Below are 18,646 nucleotides of genomic sequence, written 5' to 3'. Positions count from 1 at the left end.
CGGGCTCGGCTCGGCTCGGCTCGGCTCGGCTCGGCTCGGCTCGGCTCGGCTCGGCTCGGCTCGGCTCGGCTCGGCTCGGCTCGGCTCGGCTCGGCTCGGCTCGGCTCGGCTCGGCTCGGCTCGGCTCGGCTCGGAGATGCTGTCGGACAACGGGTCGGCTTGCCGGTCCCAGGTCTGGCGCGGCACCTGCGCCGAGCCGCGCTGCCTGGATGGCTACCCTTCTACGATCACCGCCGACCCCACAGCTCAACCGGCGGCAAGCCACCGGTCGCGCAGCTGACCGACCTCCCCGGACATCACACCTGGTTCGCTGCCGGCAACGGAGGCAGCACGACGTCGCAGAGGCGCCGGATCCGGTCGAGGTCGACCTCCGCCGCCAAGCGGGCCTCCTCCGGCAGCTCGTCCACGGAAGGGTCGATGCCGCACAACAATCGGGGCAGCGCCGGGTGGATGACAAGGCCGATCAGCTCGTTCGCCGCCGTCTCGGCCTCGTCGGTCGCCAGGCCCCACGCCGCTGACAAGTGCGCCGCGAGTTCGCGGGCCGTGGTCCCGAACAGGACGTCGTGGAGGCCGGCTGCCAGGTCCGGCAGCCGGTCGGCTTCGGCGATGCCGAGCCGGAGCATCCTCGTGGTCGAGGACCAGCGCAGCAGCTGGAGGAAGCGCCCGCAGTACCGCACGACCGCCTCCCCCGGCTGGGCGGCGTAGTCGGCGGGCGTGCGCATCCGCTCGCCGAACAGGGTGCGGGTGCGCTCGACGACCGCGAGGAACAACGCGTCCTTCGTCGGGAAATGCGCGTACAGGGAACGCTTCGACGTTTCCGCGCGCGCCGCGATCGCATCCATCGAGGTCCGCTCGAAGCCGTCCTCCAGGAACGCGAGCTTCGCCGTGTCGAGGATGTGCTCGCGCAGCGCTTCGCCGCGTCGGGCCATGGCGTCCACCTTAAAGTATACGGTACAGTGTAGTTTACTTCCGCTTCCCGTTCGTCAGGAGTCATCATCCATGATCGTGATCACCGCCCCCACCGGGCAGATCGGCAGCAAGCTCGTCACCACACTGCTCCGGCGGGACGAGCCGGTCCGCCTCGTCGTCCGGGACGCCGGCAAGCTGCCCGCCGACGTGCGGGAACGAGCCGAGATCGTCGTCGGCTCGCACCGCGAGCGCGACGTCCTGGACCGCGCCCTCGACGGCGCCGACGCCCTGTTCTGGCTCATGCCGGCGGCCGCGACCGCGAGCAGTCCCTACGAGGCGTACGTCACCGCCTCGATCCCCGGCGCCGACGCCGTCGTCCGTCACGCGGTACCGCGCGTCGTGATCGTCTCCGCGCTCGGGCGCGGATCGCAGATCTACGCCGGCCACATCTCCGCCTCGCACGCGATGGAGGACCTCTTCCGCAGCACCGGCGCGCACGTGCGCGCACTGGGCCTGCCCGGCTTCATGGACAACATCCTGCGGCAGGTGGCCACGATCCGGAACGGCGTCGTCTCAGGCACCGTCCCGGCCGACTTCGCGATGCCCTGGATCGCGACGAAGGACATCGCGGCACTCGCCGCCGGGTACCTCCTCGACCGCACCTGGACCGGGCAGGACCCGGTCGAGGTGCTCGGCGGCGAGGACCTCTCGTACCGGGCCATCGCCGCGATCCTCACCGAGGTCCTCGGCACGCCCGTCCGTTACGAGCACGGCGACCGCGCCGCCGTCGAACCGTTCCTCGTCAGCCGTGGGTTCTCCGAGGCGATGGCCCGGTCCGTGGTGGACATGGACCTCGCCGGCGAGCGCGGCGTCACCAACGCCGTTCCCCGCACCGCCGCGAACACCACGCCCACCACGTTCCGAGAGTTCGCCGAAGAAACCGTCCGGCCGGCGGTGAACGGTCAGCGGTGAACCTGCCACTGGTCGTTGGCGTGCACCACGGTGCGAGACAGGTTCGGGCACAGGAAGTTCGCGGTCGAGGAATTGGAGATCACCGAAGTGTTGCCGGTGCTCGCGGCCTGCCACGAACCGTTCAGCTTGATCTTGTAGCTGCTGCTTTCGATGTTCCGGGTGCCCAGCGCGGTGCAGTAGGCCGCCGTGGTGTTGCCGCTGGCGTAGATCTCGAAGATGTTCCAGCTGCGGTTGTCCCGGGACTGGTCGGTGCCCGATTGCGTGTAGAGGGTGTCCCACCGGTTGGCCCGGTAGTTGAACAGTGACGCGGTCCAGGTGTTCCTGGCCGCGTCGGTCTGCTCCACCTTGCCGTGGTACGAGTCGTGGCCGTTCACCGAAGTCACGTAGCTGGTGCGGAAATTGGCGTCGATGTTCACCGACTTGGCCACGGTCACCCCGACGCACCAGTCCCAGGCCCAGACCTGCTTGGCCCCGCCGTTGTAGGCGGTCACCAGCTCCACGCAGGACCCCGGGGCCTTCATCGTCGGGGCGTAGAGGGTGTCGCCGGAGACGGTGAGATCGCTGTAGGCCGCCTGGATGGCGTCCTGCCCGGTGACCGCGGTGCCACCGGTGTAGACGCCCCAGTCGTCGTGGATGCTGGTGGCCTGCGTGCGGTGACCGGCCTGCCCGGTCCGGATCTCCCGGAACCGGTCGGCCGCGGCAACCTGGGTGGTGCCGTCGACGGCACCGGCCACGACGGTGCCCGCCGGGGCCGGCGCCGCGATCGAGGTGGCCGGCACGCTGAGGAACACCGCGGCGGACAGCACGATGAGGGTTTTTCGCATCAGAACTCCTTGTCTGAAAGCGCATCGCTCGGCACCGGTCCGGTGCATGAGCGGAATCCGCCGGGGCGGGTGACCCCGAGCGGGAATCAGGAAGTGACCGGCTTCAGGCCGCACTCGCACAGGATCCCGTTGACCGGCACCAGTTCCCGCACAGCTCGGAGTACTGCCGGCACACCGGACGGCCTGTTCCCCGTTCGCGAACCGGCCGGATCGTGCGCACTCGAGATCAAGGCGAAACCGAAGTGGCGGGCGTCAGGCGGCACCTCCGGGGACGGGGAGATATTCACCCACCAGTGTGAGAAGGGGTCACCCCCGTGGTCCAGACTTTCCGCCCAACCTGTCTGATTCCTGTCTGCACCGCGGAATCCGGCGCAGGACGAGCGGAGCCCTTCGCCGTGGGCGCGCTCGGAACCCGAGCGCGGACGCACCCGGGCACGGCGGCCACTCACTGTCCGCTTAGGACGGTCTCAGGTCGCGCGGTAGGGACGCTCGTAGTCGGTCCGGTCGTGGAACTTGGTGATGTCGCCCTTGCCGTCCTGCTTGAGCCGCGGGTACTCGGTCACGTCGAACACGTTGTCCGGGCGCCGGTACGGGTAGACGTCGTGACCCTTGCCCGGGTGGCTGGGGAAGACCACGTGCGTCTTGCCGGCCTCGGAGTTCTTGGCGAAGGTCTCGGAGACGTAGTCCCACTTCTCCTGGACCAGCGGCCGCCTCGGGTCGTTGGGGTCCTTGATCCACCCGGGCATCTTCACGTTGTTGTCCTTGAGGGTGCCTTCGAGCGTGTTGCCGCCGTGTTTCTTGGCGATCTCGGTGGCCTTGTCCTCCATCGACCCGAGGTACTTGTCCGGGTTGTTCTTCCCGGGCACCCGCTCCATGAGCCCGCCGGACCAGAAGAAGTGCTTGTCGGCCTTGAGCATCTTGTCGAGCTCCGGCTTGAACTTCTCGAACTCTTCCTTGGTCATGTTGTCGACGCGGATGGGCTGCTTCCGCGGGCTCTTCCGCGTCGCCGGCTGGGCCGCCTGCTTCCGCTTGTTCCGGTCGCGCAGCCGCTTCGCGCGGTCCTTCACCTTCCCCTTGAAGCACCGCTGCGGCGCGAGACCGAGCGGGTCGCTGTCGAGCAGCGGCTGGTCGACGTAGCCGACGGGGTTGGGCGCCGCGGCGAGACCCAGCGGGTCCTGGCTGAGGTAGCGCGTGGTCCGGGGGTCGTAGTACCGGAAGACGTTGTAGTGCAGCCCGGTCTCCTCGTCGCGGGACTGGCCGGGGAACGCCAGCGGCATCGCCGCGGTGTCGGCGCCGGCCAGCGGCACGCCCCAGAAGCTGCTGCGGTCCTGCCAGACCAGCGTCCCGCGCTCGTCGAGCAGCTCGGTCGGCGTCCCGGCGGGCGAGGTGATCACCACCCGGAACCGGGCCTCCTCGACGACACCGGCGTGCTCGACCTGCACGACGGGGCGATCGTCGTCGAAGCGCTCCCACGTGAGGAACCGGTAGGACCCGTCCGCCGGGCGGTGCTCCACCTGTTCGACGAGGTTCAGCTCGCTCCACAGGAACCGGACGTCCAGGGTGAGCTCGGGCTCCCCCTCCGGGCCGCTCACCCAGCAGCGCTTGGCGAACCGCCGCCCGATCGGGTCGTAGTGGTAGGTCCAGAGCGCACCGTCGGGCGTGCGCGCGGAGCGCAGCCGGTCGAGGTGGTCCCACTCGTAGCCGCACGACCGGTCGGCGTGGCGCCAGCCGGTGACGCGGCCCTGCTCGTCGCCTTCGAAGTGGATGTCCCCGATGCGGGCGAGCCGGTTGCGCTCGTAGCCGCGCGAGCCCGCCGGCGACGGGGCCGTCGCCGAGGTGATGTTGCCCGCGGCGTCACGGGTGAACCGTTCCGACACCCCGGGCCCGTGCGCCTCGCTGACCCGGCCGGCCGCGTCGTAGGAGAGCTGCCACGGCCGGATCGTGTCGTCGACGCCGGCGAGCCTGCCGTCCGGGCGGTAGCGGTAGGTGCGCCGCCCGACCCCGGCGACGTCCTCCTCGGCGAGCCGGTCCTCCTCGTCGAACCGCCGCCGGAGCACCACCTCGCCGTCGACGCTGCGGACGACCTCCCGCTCGGCGTCGTCGTAGGCGAATTCGACGTCGTGGCCGGCGATCCGCAGCGATCGGCGAAGCCCGGACTCCGTGAAGCGCCACTCACTGTCCACACCGGACGAAGTCCGCCGGATGACCGCGTCGCCCTCGTCGCGCCAGCACACGCCGAGCCCGTTGATCGTGTCGGCGATGACCCGGTCCCCGCCGTCGCGGCGGATCTCGACCCGCGACTCGGCGTTCTCGGCGACGACCAGCCGGCCGAGCGCGTCGTACACGTAGCTCGTGACGTCGTCGGGGGTCCGCCGCGCCACGACGTTGCCCTCGAGGTCGTAGTCGTACTCGACCACCTGGTCCGCGCCGGTGGTCATGCGCCGCAGCTGTCCCGCCGCGTCGTGGGCGTAGGTGGTCCGCCGTCCGTCGAAGTCGGTCTCTTCGACGAGCCGTCCGGCGGCGTCGCGGACGTAGTGCCAGGTGAGGCCGGCCGGGTTGGTCACCGAGGTGAGCCGCAGCTCCCCGTCGTAGGTGAACAGCGTGCGCGCGCCCGCGGCGTCGGTCTCCTCCAGCACCAGGCCGAACGGGCCGTGCTTGCGGCGCCGCGGCGCACCCGCCGCGTCGCGGTATTCGACGACGTTGCCTTCCGCGTCGTGCACCCACGTCTCGCGGCCGCCGTGCGGGCCGAGCCGCCAGGCGCGGCGGCCGTCGGCGGTCCAGCCGAGCCGCGCGGCCGCGCCGGACGCCGTGTGCGCGAGGCGCGGGCGGCCGTACAGGTCGCGGTCGCCGGGACGGGCCGCCCGGTCGGTCACGGGGGCGTCCTCGAACGGGTCGGGCGACTCGAGGACGTCCACCGGCAGCCCGTTGCCGAGCAGGGTGGTGACCGGGTCGAACTCGAACACCAGGCGCTCGATCTCGTCGTCGCCTTCGCCGGCCCGCAGCCACACCGCGCCGTCTTCGGCCGGGCTCAGCCGCACGGCGGGCGCTTCGGGGCGGTGGACGGCCACCAGCCCGTCGTCGTCGTAGTCGTAACGGGTTTCGCGGCCCAGTTCGTCCACTTGGGACAGCAGTTCGTCGCGCCGGTTCCATTCGTAGCGCCGGGAGTTGCCGAGCGGGTCGATGCGCTCGATCAGCTGGTTTGCCGCGTTCAGGCGGTAGGTCCAGGTGTGGCCGACGGCGTCGGTGTGCCGGGTCGCGCCGGGTTCGTAGGCGAAAGCCGCGTTGTAGTAGCCGTTCGCGCCCACCGCGCGGACACAGCGGCCCGCGTCGTCGTAGACGTAGCGGTACCAGGTGCCGACCCGGTCCTGCCAGCCGACGAGCCGGTGGTCGAAGTCGTAGTCGAGCGCCATCGAACGGCCCGCGAAGTCCGTCACCGTGCTCAGCTGGGCGTGCCGGTTGTACGAGAACCGCACCACCGGCGGCTGCCCCGGCGCACCGAGCGCGACGATCCGCCCCCGCTCGGTGCCGACCACGATCTCGACGCCGCCGGGACGGCGGAGCACCGTGGGCGAACCGTCGGCGGCGTACTCGATTTCGGTGCGCTCGCCGTCCTGCTCGATGGCCGTGACCGGCAGAACGCCGCCGGTGCCGGCGAAATGCAGCTCGCGATCGCCGAGCGAGAGCCGGAAACCCTGCGGCACGCGGCGGAGCCGGTGCCGCGGCCCCTGCACCGGCAGCACGGGCTCGTCGCCCGGGACGGGGTAGTCCAGCACCATGCCGTCTTCGGAGTGGAACCGGACGCGGTGCGCGTCGAGCTCCAGCCGCTGGTCCCAGGTGGACGTCCACGACGGGCCGAACCACCGGCCGGCCCGGTAGGAGGACAGGTGCGTGCGGGAGAGCTCCAGATCCGCGACCGCACCGGGCAGGGTGACGTCGACCTGGGTCATCACGACCTCACCCGTCGCGACGTCGATCGGGTCACCGCAGTAGTTCTTCGACTTGTCGGCCGTCGAACGGTCGGGGTTGTCCTTGGCCTTGGTGTCGTTGCCGCCGCCCTTGCCGCCCTTGTCCCCCTTGCCGCCGCCGCTTCCGGCGCCGCTGGTGCTCGTCTGGTCGCCGTCGTTCTTGGGGCCGCCGCCCTTGTCCCCGCCGCCGTCACCGCTCTTGTGGCCGTCGCCGCCCTTGCCGTCGCCGTGGCCCGCGCTCGAGGTGGACGTGCTGTCGTCGTCGTGCGGTTTGTCCTTCTTGCCGCCGGGGCCGTCGGGGCTGCCCTTCTCCTTGATCTTGGGCGGCGGGTCGACCTTGCCGGTCTTGCCGGGCTTGATCTTGCGCAGCGCCTTGGCGGCGTCGTCGAACAGCGTCCCGGCCTTCTTGAGCAGCGGGACGAGGGCCTTGAGCGCCTTGACGAGCTTCTTGGTGATGTCGGCGATCTTCGACGCGGTCTTGGCGACCGCCGCCACGACCTGCGGCACCACCCAGGTCAGTCCGATGCCGAGGGTGAACACCACCTGCAGCGCCCAGCTGATGAGGTGGCCGACGAGCTCGGCGATGATGTCGCGGACCAGCATCCGGACGGCGGCGACGACCTCACCGGCCGTCTTGACCCCGCTGGAGGCCCCTTCGCAGCCCTTCTGGGCGGCGGTGAGGAGGTCGACCGTGTCGGCGGCCCGCCGGCGGTACTGGTCGGAGGCGTTCCCGCTCCACGACTGCAGGTCGGCCTTGACCAGGTCGGCCAGCTCCTCGCCGACGGCCCCGAGTTCCTTGGCGACGTTGGCCCACGTCTGGGACTGGGCCTTGATCTGGTCGGCGTCCCCGGTCAGGGCGTCCAGCGCGGCGGAAAGCGGGCCGACGTGCTCGATCAGCCAGCCGACGCCGGCGGCGAGGATCGACCCGAAGGGATCCATGGCCATGGACAGCGCGTCGAGCGCGACCCCGACGGCGCCCATCGCGACCGAGGCCCAGTCGCCGCTCTCGATCCCCTGCTTGAGATCGTTCGCGGACTCCAGCAGCGGCAGCCCGGAAATGGCCGTGGTGGAATCTTCGCGCTGAGCTACCAGCGGGTTCGCCATGGCGTCGGTTCCTTCTCGCGGTTCATTCGCACTCGATGACGGCCGCAACCCCCCGCTTCCGCCGTGACGACGTCGCGCACCCCGGTGCCGCTGACGACTCCGGTGACCGGGCAGCGTCGATCCCCCACCGACGTGACCTTAGCCAGACTTCGCCACCAACCGGGGGTTAACGGCGCGGAAACTGCACGGGAGTCCCGCCGGAAGAGCCCGTTCGCACCTGCGGTTCGCGGCCACGGCCGCACCGGTGCGACGGGGACTGCGGGGCGGCGCGTGTCCTTCGGCTACCGTGCCGCGGGTGGTGGCAGCCGCGGCACGTCAGCCGAACCGATCGATCCGGGGACGGTTCTCGGCCGGCGGCGGTCGTCCGCGCTGGGAGTCACCGCCGGTGCTGGGCGTGGCCTGCGGGCTGGTCGCCCTCGGCTTGCTGCTGGCGGCGACGTTCTCGGTGTCGGCCGACCCGGCCGTGACCGGCCTCCCGCACCTCGGCGACGGAGCTTGGTGGCTGACGGCGGCGGTTCTCGGCCTGCAAGCGGCCTGCCTGGTGCCGGTGGACCGGCTTCCGGCGCTGTGGCTGACGATCCTCGCCACCGCCCCGCTCGTGCTGGCCCTGGTCGTCCCGAACGGCGCGGTCAGCCTGACCACGCTCGCCGTGGTGGTCGGCGGCTACCTCGCGATCTCCGGGAAGCTGTTCCGTCCGGTGTGGCTCGCGCTCCCGATCGCCGGGCTGCCGGTGATCGCGACCCAGTTCGCCAACGAAGTCAGCCTCGGCCCGCTCGCGGCCCCGGCCGCCTTCGGTGGCGCGGTGCTGCAGGGCCTGGTCGTGGTCGGACTGGGCCTGCTGCCCGGGATGGCGGTGGTGGCGCAGCGTGACCTGCGTGAAGCCCGGCACCGGGAAACGCTGGCGCAGCACCGCGAGCAGGAGGCGCTGCTGAAGGCCGCGGTGGAGCACCAGCGCGCGGCGATGTCGCGGGAACTGCACGACATCGCCGCGCACCACATGTCCGGCATCGCGCTCGTCGCGGGCACCATCGGCCGGCAGATCGACACCGACCCGGCGGCCGCGAAAGAACTGGCGCGGCACGTGCGCGAGCAGAGCAGCGGAGTTCTGGACGACCTGCGGCGGCTGGTCGGGCTGCTGCGCGAGGACACCGGCGAGGCCCCGGCGATCGAGTCGCTCGACGCCGTGCCGGGACTCGTCGCGGCGCGGCGGGCGGCGGGAATGGACATCGACCTCGTCGTCCCCGGCGGCCCGGAGGACGTGGGTGCCGGTGTCGGGCCGCTGGCCCAGGTCGTCGGGTACCGGATGGTCCAGGAGTCCCTGGCCAACGCCGCGGTCCACGCCCCCGGCGCGCCCTGCGTGGTCGAATTCGGCCGGCGGAGCGGGCACGGGCTCACCGTCGTCGTGCGCAACGCCGCCGGCCGGGAGCCGGATCCGGGACCCGGCGGCGGTTTCGGCCTGGTCGGCATGACCGAGCGGGCGCAGCTGGTCGGCGGCGGGATCCAGTACGGCGCGATCCCCGGCGGCGGCTGGGAAGTCCGCCTGACCCTCCCGGTGGGGGACACCGGCAGGACCGCACCGGCACACCCTCAGGAGGAGTCCGGATGATCCGCGTGCTCATCGGCGACGACCAGCACCTGGTGCGCGCCGGGATGTCCGCGTTGCTGGGCGCCGAACCCGACCTGGACGTGGTGGGCGTCGCCCGGGACGGCACCGAGGCGTTGACGATGGCTCGGGAGCTGGTTCCCGACATCGCCTGCCTCGACATCCGGATGCCCGGCCGCAGCGGGATCGAAGTGGCGGGCGAGCTCTGCGGCCCGGACGCCGATCCGGTGGTCCCGGTCCTCGTGCTGACCACCTTCGACGTCGACGAATACGTCTTCGGCGCCCTGGAAGCCGGGGCATCGGGTTTCCTGCTCAAGGACACCGAACCGGAGGCGATCGTCCGGGCCGTCCGCCAGGTGGCGGCCGGGCAGGGCACGCTCGACCAGACGCTGACGCGCCGGATCATGCGGGAGTTCGTCCAGCGCCGGCGCCTGCAGCCGGTGACCGCCGAGCGGGCCGGTCACCTGCTGACCCCGCGGGAGCACGAGATCCTGCTCCTGCTCGCGCAGGGGATGTCGAACGAGGAGATCGCGAAGTCGCTCGTCGTCGAGGTGTCGACGGTCAAGTCCCACTTGGCGCGGATGCTGCCCAAGCTCGGGGTGCGGTCGCGGCTGCAGGCGGTCGTCTGGGCCTATCAGAACCGGGTGGTCGCCGTGCCCGGGCCGGGGACCGCGACCGCGTCGACCGGCCGTTCGGGGTAGCCGAGCCGGCCCCGCGTCACGACCACGAGGACACCGGCGGCGACGACCGCGGCCGCCGCCATGGCCACCACCGCGCGGTTCGGGTCGATCGTCGGGAAGACCTCCGACCACACGACCGAAGCGAAGTTGTTGACGCTCACGTGGGCCAGCATCGCCAGGGGCAGGCTTTCGCCGGTGCGGTTGAAGATCCAGGTCATGACGATGTTGAACGCGACGCAGAACACGGTGAACGCCACCGGACGGCTCCAGTCCGCCTCCGGCCAGCCGCCCCACTCGGTGAAGAACAGCGGGAAGTGCCAGACCGCCCAGATCGGGCCGAGCAGCATCGAGCCGCGCAGCGGGCCGAACCGGCGCTGCACGCGAGGCAGCGCGAAGTCGCGCCAGCCGGGCTCTTCCGCGAGCCCGGTCGTGATCATCTGGGTGATCAGGCCCGGGATGTAGGCGGCGAGCACCATCATCGACGGGGCGCTGACCTGGTCGTCGGAGAAGACGATGCCGGCGGCGAACATCGCCGCGGGGACGCCGAGCAGGGAAATTGCGTACCAGCGGGGTTTCGCCCGCCAGCGCCACATCCGGGCGCCCCACTTCCGCAGCCCGGCGCGGCCTTCCGCCACCGCGGTGACCAGGAAGGCCGAGCCGATCGGCCCGAGGTAGGCCCCGGGCAGCACGCCGGCGAGCTGGCCCGAGCCGAGCACCTCCGGGAACTTGAAGCTCCAGACGCCGAGACCGTCCTGGGAAAGGATGTACGGCAGCCACGCGAGCCAGCTCAACGCGTTGGCGAGCAGGAAGAAACTCGGCAACGGGCGACGCCGGATGGCGCCCGGAACACCGCGGCCGCGCGCCGCGGGTGAGCCCGCGGCGGGCGGGTGCTGCGGTGGGTTCCAGCTCGAATTCGTCATGGCGCGGAGCGTAGGAAGGCCCCCGGTCACGCCACGAGCGGCAAAAGATCGAACTCGCTCGATGCCATCGAAAGGTGCAAGCCGGAGTGGCTCGCCCCCAAGGGCGTGGGCAGTCGGCCCTCGAGATACCGACATTCGGCGGTATCGAGGAGTCCGATTTATCTGTTTGGATCCCTCGGAGAGCGTTTTACAACGTTGTAAAAATGAAGGGTCGCCGATGAGAAGAGCTGGTTCCGTCCTCCTCGCCCTGCTCGTGGCGCTGGGCGTGGCGTCGGGAACGCCGCCCGCAGGTGCCGCCGAGCCCGTGCACGGCCTGAAGGCCGAGTACTTCACGCCGTCGACACCGGACGCGCACGACTTCGCCAACCTGGCCGGTACCGCCCTCGACTCGGAGGTCAACCACCCCGACCTGACCTCGGTCTTCGGGCTGGTCGCCGGGCGCACGGAACACACGACCGCCCGGTGGAGCGGGCAGCTCGCCGTGCCGCAGACCGGCGACTACACGTTCTACGCCATCGGCGACAACGGGTTCCGGCTGTTCCTCGACGGCGCACCGGTGATCGACCACTGGGTCGGCGACTGGGACACCGAGCAGACCAGCGCACCGGTCACGCTGACCGCCGGCAAGCAGTACGACTTCAAGCTGGAGATGTTCCAGGACACCGGCGGCGCCAACATGTTCCTGCGCTGGTCGAGCCCGGCCATCGCGAAGCAGATCGTGCCGCTCTCGGCGTTCACGCCGCCGGCCGACTTCGCCGTCGTGCCGCGCACGGCGGACGTGTCCCAGGACGGTCGCACGCTCACGGCCGGCTTCGACGGCCGCGTCTCGGGTACCGGCGACCTGGCCGACCACCTGCTGATCGAGGTCGACGCGACGCCGATGCCGATCTCGTCCATCACGACGAGCCGCGACCGCGCGACGATCCGGCTGGCCGAGCGGGTCCTGAAGGGCCAGCGCGTCACCGTCTACTACGACGGCGCGGGTGCGCTCGCGGTGAACGGCACGAAGATCGGCAAGACCGGACGCACCGTCGCGAACGCGTCGACAGAACGGCTCCGGACGCCGTGGGGCGAGCACGTCGACCCGCGCCACCCGCTGCCGGAGTACCCGCGGCCGCAGCTCGAACGCGACAAGTGGGTCAACCTCAACGGCCCGTGGGAGTTCTCGGCCGCCAAGGAGGGCCAGCAGCCCACGTTCGGCAAGAAGCTGCCCGAAAAGGTGGTCGTCCCCTACCCGATCGAGTCGCAGCTCTCCGGGCTCGAACGGCACGAGGACCACATGTTCTACCGCCGCACGATCACCGTCCCGCGCGACTGGAAGATCGGCGGCGGGCAGCGCCTCAAGCTCAACTTCGGCGCGGTCGACTACCAGGCCAAGGTCTGGGTGAACGGCAAGGTCGTCGCCGAGCACACCGGCGGGTACACGGCGTTCAGCGCCGACATCACCGACGCGCTCAAGCGCGGTGACGAGCAGGAGATCGTCGTCGCCGTCACCGACACGACCGGCCCGTACCAGCCCAAGGGCAAGCAGTCCCCCAACCCCGGCGGCATCTTCTACACGCCGTCGTCGGGCATCTGGCAGACCGTGTGGCTGGAACCGGTGGCGGACAAGGGCATCGACGAGATCAAGACGACCCCCGACCTCACCACGAACACGCTGGCGCTGACCGTCAAGTCCGCGGGCACCGCCACCGTCACGGCGGTCGCCAAGGACGCACGCGGCCGGCAGGTCGGCACGGTGACCGGGCCGGCGAACGCGAACCTGAAGCTGCCGGTGCCGAACCCGCACCTGTGGACGCCGGACGACCCGTACCTGTACCAGCTGGAGATCAAGCTGGGCGGGGACAAGGTCAAGAGCTACTTCGGCATGCGGTCCACCGGCATCACCACTGTCAACGGCGTCCCGAAGCTGACGCTCAACGGCAAGCCGTTCTTCTCCCTGATGCAGCTGGACCAGGGCTTCTACCCGGACGGCCTGAACACCGCGCCGAGCGACGACGCCCTCGTCTTCGACCTGAAGGCGCAGAAGGACCTCGGCTTCAACGCCGTCCGCAAGCACATCAAGGTCGAGCCCGCCCGCTGGTACTACCACGCGGACCAGCTCGGGCTGCTGGTGTGGCAGGACTTCGTGTCCCTCGACGACGGCAACAACGCCGGGGCGCAGCAGGCGTGGCTCAGCCAGGGCCTGGAAGAGATGCACCAGCTGCAGAACTACCCGTCCGTCTACGCCTGGATCGTGTTCAACGAGGGCTGGGGCGAGTGGGACAAGGCGGCCACCGGCCGGATCGCCGACCAGGTCAAGGCCGCCGACCCGAGCCGGATCGTCAACGCCCACAGCGGGGTGAACTGCTGTGCGTCCAAGGGCGACTCGGGCCGCGGTGACGTCATCGACCACCACGACTACAACAACACCGACCCGGCCGCCTCGGACGGCAGGCGCGTCGCGATGGACGGCGAGCACGGCGGCTTCACGCTGCGCACGCCGGGTCACCAGTGGCCGGGTGCGCCGATCGCGATCTACAGCGGCGTGGCGGACAAGGCGGCGCTGACGGCGAAGTACGTCGACAACACCCGCACGTTCTACCTCGGGCAGGCTCGGGCCGAGCTGTCGGCGTCGGTCTACACGCAGGTCACCGACCTGGAAGGCGAGCTCAACGGGCTTTGGACGTACGACCGCAAGCGCATCAAGGTCGACCCGGGTCCGGTCCGCGAGATCAACCGGCGCGTGATCGCGGCCGGTGCCGACGCGGGGAAGCCGTACCCCTACGCGGGCAAGGGCGCGTGGAAGCTCGACGAGCGTGGCGGAACGACCGCGAAGGACTCGAGCGGCGGCAAGAACCCGTTGACGCTCACCCCGACCGGGGCGGCGTTCAAGGACGGCGCGCTGCAGTTCACCGGCGGCTCCGCCGACACGCTCGGCCCGGTCGTCGACACGACCGGTGACTACACCGTGTCCGCGAAGGTGCGGCTCGACCAGCTGCCCGGCAACTACGCGACCGCGGTGAGCCAGGACGGCCGGGAGCGGGAGAGCCCGTTCTACCTGCAGTACGGGCAGGGCGCGTTCGCGTTCAGCACGCCCGGCGGCAACCGCGCCCGGTACGAGGTCGTGCCGGAAATCGGCCGCTGGTACCAGCTGACGGGGGTCCGGGCCGGCACCGAGATCCGGCTCTACGTGGACGGCGTGAAGGTCGCGACGGCACCGGCCGGACCGGCGCTCGCGGGCACCGGCGCGTTCACGGTCGGGCGGGCCAAGTACGACGGCCGCAACGTCGACTTCTGGAGCGGCGCGGTCGACGACGTCGCCGTGGTCGGCAAGGCGTTGACGGATGCGGAGGTCGCCGGGCTCTCCTGACGCCCACCCGGCACGCTGTCGGCGCGGGTGCCGGTCTCCGGCACCCGCGCCGCACCGGCGTTGCTCCTCACGCGATCGATCGGCGGTTCTCCCCCTGCGCCGGCATGTCGACGACCGTCACCCGCACCCCCACCGCGCGCAACGCCGCCACGCTGCCCGGGTCGGCCGATGAGTCCGTGATCAGCTCGTCGACCTCGGTGATGTCCCCGATCCGCGCCAGCGTCCGCTTGCCGAGCTTGCTGCCGTCCGCGACGACGACCACCCGTTGCGCACGGCCGAGCATCGCGCGGTTCGTCCTCGCCTCGTTTTCGTCGTGGGTGGTGATGCCACCCGCCGCGTCGATGCCGTCGACCCCGAGGAAGGCCGTGCCGATGGTGATCGACGCCAGCACCTGCTCCGCCCACGGGCCGACGAGCTCGTAGGACCGCGGCCGGGAGACGCCGCCGACGACGACGAGCTTCACCCGGGGCCGCAGCACGATCTCCATGGCCGTGTTCAGCGCGTTGGTCACCACCGTGAGATCCGCGCGGTCGGGCAGCTCCTTCGCCAGCTCGCGCGTGGTCGTCCCGCCGGTCAGCGCGATCACGTGCGGACCCGGGGGCAGCCGGCGCACCGCCTGCCGGGCGATCGCCCGCTTCGCGTCCCGCGACCGGCCTTCCCGGTACCGGACCGGCAGCTCGCAGGCCACCCCCTGGGCCAGCGCGCCGCCGTGGGTCCGGGTCAGCAGCCGCTGCTCCTCCAACGCGGTCAGGTCGCGTCGCAGCGTGGCGTCGGAGACGCCGAACCGGCGCGCGAGCTCCCCGACTCGCAGGCGGCCCGTTTCGCCCAGTTCGCGCACCATCTCCGCCATCCGCTCGGACCGGGGCGCGCGAGTGCGGGGCCGCTCTTCTCCCGGTGGATCGACGACATCGAGAAGGCTCATACGTGCGCACTATACGACGGTTTCGAGCACTTTCGTGCATCGATCCGTCGACTCATCCGTGGTGTCACCTCGGTTCGCCGGGTCCGATCGCGCAAACGCACATCCGCGATGCTCGTTTGGACGCCAACCCTTGCCCGCCGGACGCGGCACGACGTACCAAGAGCACGCCGCCGACGGCAGGCGACCTGCCTGGCGGAGCCGGCCGAGTTCCGGCGCACCCAGTCCAGGTGGCAGCCGCCGACCCGAGAGGTGATGTGGGTGTCGATCCACCAGACGCAGCCGGACGAAAGCCGCACCGCCGGCGAGATCCGGCAGCAACCCGGCACGTGGCCCGAGGTGGCGCGGACCGTCGCCGCCGCGCGGGCCGACATCGACCGCCTGCTCGGCGACGCGCTCGTCGATCCGCGGACCCGGATCGTCCTGACCGGCGCGGGGACCTCGGCCTTCATCGGGGAGGTCGTGGCCCCCGACCTCGCCCGGCACCTCGCCCGGCCGGTCGAACCGATCGCGACGACCGACATCGTCGCCGACCCGCGCTCCGTCGTCGTCGACGACCGGCCGGTGCTGCTGGTGTCGTTCGCCCGCAGCGGCGACAGCCCCGAGTCGGCGGCCGCGGCCGAACTCCTGCACCGGCTCACCCCCGCGCTGCACCACATCGTGATCACCTGCAACCCTGCCGGCGCGCTCGCCCGCCGCTGGGCCGACGCCAAGAACGCCGTCGTGCTGGCGCTTCCCGGCCGGCTGAACGACCGCGGCTTCGCCATGACGTCCTCGTTCACCGGGATGACCTTGGCCGCCCTGCTCGCCCTGGGCCCCGAAGTCGACGTGGCGGCCGCGGCCCGGGCGGCGGCCGCCGTCCTGGCCACCGCGGCCAGCCGGGCGGAAGCGGTCGCCGCCGCCGATCCGGCCCGGCTGGTCTACCTCGGCTCCGGCGCGTTCCGGGGGCTGGCCCGCGAAGCCGCGCTGAAGTGCCTCGAACTCACCGCCGGCGCGGTCGTCGGGATCGCCGACACCCCGCTGGGCTTCCGGCACGGCCCCAAGTCGGTCCTCGACGAACGGACCGTCGCGATCGTCTTCCGGTCCGGCGATCCGTACACCCGCCGCTACGACGACGACATCACGCGCGAGCTCGTGGAGTCCCTGGGGGCCGGCCGAGTGCTGGTGATCGGCTCCGACGCGGACGGCGACGCCCCGGCCGGCGCCGGCGAGTGGCCGATCCCGGGGATCGCGCACCTGCCCGGCGCACTGCGAGCCATCGTGGCGGCCGTTCCGGCGCAGTCGATCGCCCTGGCGTGTTCGCTCGCGCAGGGCCGGTCCCCCGACAACCCGTTCCCCGGCGGTGAAGTCAACCGCGTGGTCCGAGGGGTCGTCATCCACGAGTTCCCGAATCCGGCGGAGGGTTGAGCCATGTTCCTCGGTGTGGACGGCGGCGGGACGAAAACCGCCTTCAGCCTGATCGACGAGCGAGGACGCGTCGTCGCGGAAGCCCGCACGGCCGGCCTCTACTACCTGCAGCAGGGCATCGACATCGTCGAACCACTGCTGCGCCGGGGAATCGGCGAGGTGTGCGCCACCGCGGGCGTCGACGTCGCCGACCTGTCCTACGCCTTCTTCGGCATCCCTTGCTACGGCGAGATTTCCGCCGACGTGCCCGTGCTCGACGCGCTCCCCCGCCGCATCCTGGGCGAAGTCGGGTACGCGTGCGGCAACGACATGATCTGCGGCTGGGCGGCCTCCCTCGGCGGCGCGGACGGCATCAACGTCGTCGCGGGCACCGGGTCCATCGCCTACGGGGAACACCGGGGACGGCACTGGCGGGCCGGCGGCTGGAGCGAGCTCTTCGGCGACGAAGGTTCCGGCTACTGGGTGGCGGTCCAGGGGCTCGGCGCGTTCTCCCGGATGAGCGACGGGCGCCAGCCGCCGAGCGCGCTGGCCGAAGAGATGCGCCGGACCCTCGGCGTCACCACCGACCTCGACGCCATCGACATCGTCATGAACCGGTGGCACGGGGACCGCGGGAAGATCGCGGACCTCAGCAAGGTCGTCACCCGCGCCGCGGAGGCCGGTGACCCCACCGCGGCGGTGATCCTCGGCCGCGCCGGGCGGGAGCTCGCCCTCCACGTCGAAGCCGGTGCCGCCGCGCTGGGGTTCGCGCCGGAGCAGACGGTGCCGGTCTCCTACTCCGGCGGCATGTTCGGCTCGGCCCACCTCCTGGGTTCCTTCCGCGAAGCGCTCCAGCACGGCAGCCACGGCTACGAACTGCGAGAGCCCCTGCTGCCTCCGCACGTCGGCGCGGCGGTCTACGCCGCCCGGCTGGCGGGCCACGCCATCCCGCTCGACCGGATTTCCGCCGTCCCCACCCTGGAGGGGTTGTCATGAGCGCATCGAAGCGGCGCGCCGCCTGGATTCCCTACGCCGGCCTGCTGGTCCTGTTCTGGGGTGTCTGGGGCGCGTTCTCCAGCCTGCCCACCTCCCGCTACGGCTACCCCGACCCGATGGTCTACGTCATCTGGTCGATCACCATGCTCATCCCTGCGTACTTCTCCCTGCGCGGGCAGAAGATCGACCGCCGCCCGATCGCCGCGGTCTACGGCCTGCTGATCGGCCTGACCGGCGCGGGCGGGCAGCTGGTGCTGTTCAAGGCGCTCACCATCGGCCCGGCCTACATCATCTTCCCGATCGTGGCGCTCTCCCCGGCGATCACCGTCTTGATGGCGTTCGCGGCCCTGCGTGAACGGCTCACCGCGCTCAGCTGGATCGGCACCGCCCTCGCTTTGGTAGCCATCGTCCTGTTCTCGGTGTCTTCGGGCGACTCGCAGGAGACCGGCATGACCTACCTGTGGCTCGCGATCCTGGTCTGCGTCGCCTGGGGTGTCCAGGCGTACTTCATGCGCAAGGCCGCCGTCGTCGGGGTCAACGACGCGACGACGTTCGGCTGGATGACCGTCAGCGGGCTCCTGCTGATCCCGGTCGCGATCGTCATGATGGGCGGCCTCCCGCTGTCGTTCCCGTGGCAGGCTCCCGCGTTGACGGCGATCACGCAGCTGCTCAACGCCGTGGGCGCGCTGTTCCTCGTGATGGCCATGAGCCGCGGCAAGGCCACGATCGTCGCCCCGATCACCAACGCGCTGGCGCCGGTGCTGACCATCGTGCTCTCGCTGGCCGTGTTCCAGACCCTGCCGACCGGTTTCCAGGTAGCGGGCATCGTGCTCGCCCTGGTGGGCTCGTCGCTCATGGTGTACAGCACGGAAAAGAGCGGCGAAGAGCCGGCCGAAGCCGCACCGATCGATCGGCGGGAAGCCGCGTCGTGACCGCCGAGCGCAATGGCTGTGCCGCGCGGCCGGCGGACGACACCGCTGTCCCGGCCGGGGGGCGGGGTTGCCGGGGCCTTCCCA

At 71.3% G+C, this 18,646-nt stretch carries 12 protein-coding genes and 1 pseudogene; 8 read left to right on the top strand and 5 right to left on the bottom strand.

What is annotated here, in order from left to right; translation table 11 throughout:
* Positions 1 to 189: 189 nt before the first annotated feature.
* Positions 190 to 300: pseudogene (locus tag QSK39_RS32170) on the top strand (IS481 family transposase); the annotation flags it as partial.
* Here QSK39_RS32170 and QSK39_RS32165 read toward each other — a convergent pair.
* Positions 297 to 929, bottom strand: a complete 633-nt coding sequence (locus tag QSK39_RS32165; protein ID WP_285481604.1) for a TetR/AcrR family transcriptional regulator — start codon at positions 927 to 929, stop codon at positions 297 to 299. The pseudogene QSK39_RS32170 and the gene QSK39_RS32165 sit on opposite strands and share 4 nt — an antisense overlap.
* Before the next feature lie 70 nt (positions 930 to 999).
* Between QSK39_RS32165 and QSK39_RS32160 the strand changes: the two genes are divergently transcribed.
* Positions 1,000 to 1,881: an NmrA family NAD(P)-binding protein gene (locus tag QSK39_RS32160; RefSeq protein WP_285481603.1), complete on the top strand. Its 882-nt coding sequence runs from the start codon at positions 1,000 to 1,002 to the stop codon at positions 1,879 to 1,881.
* Here the strand turns inward: QSK39_RS32160 and QSK39_RS32155 are convergent.
* Positions 1,872 to 2,705 (bottom strand): carbohydrate-binding protein, encoded by an 834-nt coding sequence (locus QSK39_RS32155; protein WP_285481602.1) that lies wholly within the window; start codon positions 2,703 to 2,705, stop codon positions 1,872 to 1,874. The two genes, QSK39_RS32160 and QSK39_RS32155, sit on opposite strands and share 10 nt — an antisense overlap.
* Before the next feature lie 467 nt (positions 2,706 to 3,172).
* The gene (locus QSK39_RS32150) at positions 3,173 to 7,774 is read right to left on the bottom strand and encodes a DUF6531 domain-containing protein (protein WP_285481601.1); all 4,602 of its coding nucleotides are present in this window, start codon (positions 7,772 to 7,774) and stop codon (positions 3,173 to 3,175) included.
* Positions 7,775 to 8,159: 385 nt separating this feature from the next.
* Between QSK39_RS32150 and QSK39_RS32145 the strand changes: the two genes are divergently transcribed.
* Together QSK39_RS32145 and QSK39_RS32140 are read left to right on the top strand one after the other, a co-directional pair.
* Positions 8,160 to 9,380, top strand: a complete 1,221-nt coding sequence (locus QSK39_RS32145) for a sensor histidine kinase (RefSeq protein ID WP_285481600.1) — start codon at positions 8,160 to 8,162, stop codon at positions 9,378 to 9,380.
* Complete coding sequence (locus QSK39_RS32140; protein ID WP_285481599.1) at positions 9,377 to 10,078, top strand: response regulator; 702 nt, start codon at positions 9,377 to 9,379, stop codon at positions 10,076 to 10,078. Before QSK39_RS32145 ends, QSK39_RS32140 begins: the two co-directional genes overlap by 4 nt.
* On the opposite strand, the gene QSK39_RS32135 is transcribed toward QSK39_RS32140, so the two are convergent.
* A complete protein-coding gene (locus QSK39_RS32135) occupies positions 10,012 to 10,977 on the bottom strand; it encodes a type II CAAX endopeptidase family protein (protein WP_285481598.1) in 966 nt (321 codons plus the stop codon). The two genes, QSK39_RS32140 and QSK39_RS32135, sit on opposite strands and share 67 nt — an antisense overlap.
* A gap of 217 nt (positions 10,978 to 11,194) precedes the next feature.
* On the opposite strand from QSK39_RS32135, the gene QSK39_RS32130 reads away from it, so the two are divergent.
* The gene (locus tag QSK39_RS32130; protein ID WP_285481597.1) at positions 11,195 to 14,329 is read left to right on the top strand and encodes a LamG-like jellyroll fold domain-containing protein; all 3,135 of its coding nucleotides are present in this window, start codon (positions 11,195 to 11,197) and stop codon (positions 14,327 to 14,329) included.
* A 67-nt stretch (positions 14,330 to 14,396) separates the two neighbouring features.
* On the opposite strand, the gene QSK39_RS32125 is transcribed toward QSK39_RS32130, so the two are convergent.
* Complete coding sequence (locus tag QSK39_RS32125; protein ID WP_285481596.1) at positions 14,397 to 15,251, bottom strand: DeoR/GlpR family DNA-binding transcription regulator; 855 nt, start codon at positions 15,249 to 15,251, stop codon at positions 14,397 to 14,399.
* A gap of 258 nt (positions 15,252 to 15,509) precedes the next feature.
* On the opposite strand from QSK39_RS32125, the gene QSK39_RS32120 reads away from it, so the two are divergent.
* Genes QSK39_RS32120 through QSK39_RS32110 form a run of 3 tightly spaced genes read left to right on the top strand, consistent with a single transcriptional unit; the run spans position 15,510 to position 18,562 of the window.
* The gene (locus tag QSK39_RS32120; protein ID WP_285481595.1) at positions 15,510 to 16,655 is read left to right on the top strand and encodes an SIS domain-containing protein; all 1,146 of its coding nucleotides are present in this window, start codon (positions 15,510 to 15,512) and stop codon (positions 16,653 to 16,655) included.
* A 3-nt stretch (positions 16,656 to 16,658) separates the two neighbouring features.
* Positions 16,659 to 17,630 carry an N-acetylglucosamine kinase gene (locus QSK39_RS32115; RefSeq protein ID WP_285481594.1) on the top strand — a complete coding sequence of 324 codons (972 nt, stop codon included), beginning with the start codon at positions 16,659 to 16,661 and terminating at the stop codon, positions 17,628 to 17,630.
* A complete protein-coding gene (locus QSK39_RS32110) occupies positions 17,627 to 18,562 on the top strand; it encodes a DMT family transporter (RefSeq protein WP_285481593.1) in 936 nt (311 codons plus the stop codon). The genes QSK39_RS32115 and QSK39_RS32110 overlap by 4 nt, the downstream gene beginning before the upstream one ends.
* The last annotated feature ends 84 nt before the right edge of the window (positions 18,563 to 18,646 follow it).

It is taken from the genome of Amycolatopsis sp. NBRC 101858 (genome assembly GCF_030269325.1).
Classification (GTDB): domain Bacteria; phylum Actinomycetota; class Actinomycetes; order Mycobacteriales; family Pseudonocardiaceae; genus Amycolatopsis; species Amycolatopsis ponsaeliensis.
This window is presented reverse-complemented; position numbering and strand designations above follow the sequence as displayed.

What these genes read in the sequence shown, in the direction of transcription:
- QSK39_RS32155 (WP_285481602.1), bottom strand. Translation starts at nt 2,705, where the DNA reads ATGCGAAAAACCCTCATCGTGCTGTCCGCCGCGGTGTTCCTCAGCGTG.
- QSK39_RS32135 (WP_285481598.1), bottom strand. Translation starts at nt 10,977, where the DNA reads ATGACGAATTCGAGCTGGAACCCACCGCAGCACCCGCCCGCCGCGGGC.
- QSK39_RS32115 (WP_285481594.1), top strand. Translation starts at nt 16,659, where the DNA reads ATGTTCCTCGGTGTGGACGGCGGCGGGACGAAAACCGCCTTCAGCCTG.
- QSK39_RS32140 (WP_285481599.1), top strand. Translation starts at nt 9,377, where the DNA reads ATGATCCGCGTGCTCATCGGCGACGACCAGCACCTGGTGCGCGCCGGG.
- QSK39_RS32160 (WP_285481603.1), top strand. Translation starts at nt 1,000, where the DNA reads ATGATCGTGATCACCGCCCCCACCGGGCAGATCGGCAGCAAGCTCGTC.
- QSK39_RS32150 (WP_285481601.1), bottom strand. Translation starts at nt 7,774, where the DNA reads ATGGCGAACCCGCTGGTAGCTCAGCGCGAAGATTCCACCACGGCCATT.
- QSK39_RS32110 (WP_285481593.1), top strand. Translation starts at nt 17,627, where the DNA reads ATGAGCGCATCGAAGCGGCGCGCCGCCTGGATTCCCTACGCCGGCCTG.
- QSK39_RS32125 (WP_285481596.1), bottom strand. Translation starts at nt 15,251, where the DNA reads ATGAGCCTTCTCGATGTCGTCGATCCACCGGGAGAAGAGCGGCCCCGC.
- QSK39_RS32130 (WP_285481597.1), top strand. Translation starts at nt 11,195, where the DNA reads ATGAGAAGAGCTGGTTCCGTCCTCCTCGCCCTGCTCGTGGCGCTGGGC.
- QSK39_RS32165 (WP_285481604.1), bottom strand. Translation starts at nt 929, where the DNA reads ATGGCCCGACGCGGCGAAGCGCTGCGCGAGCACATCCTCGACACGGCG.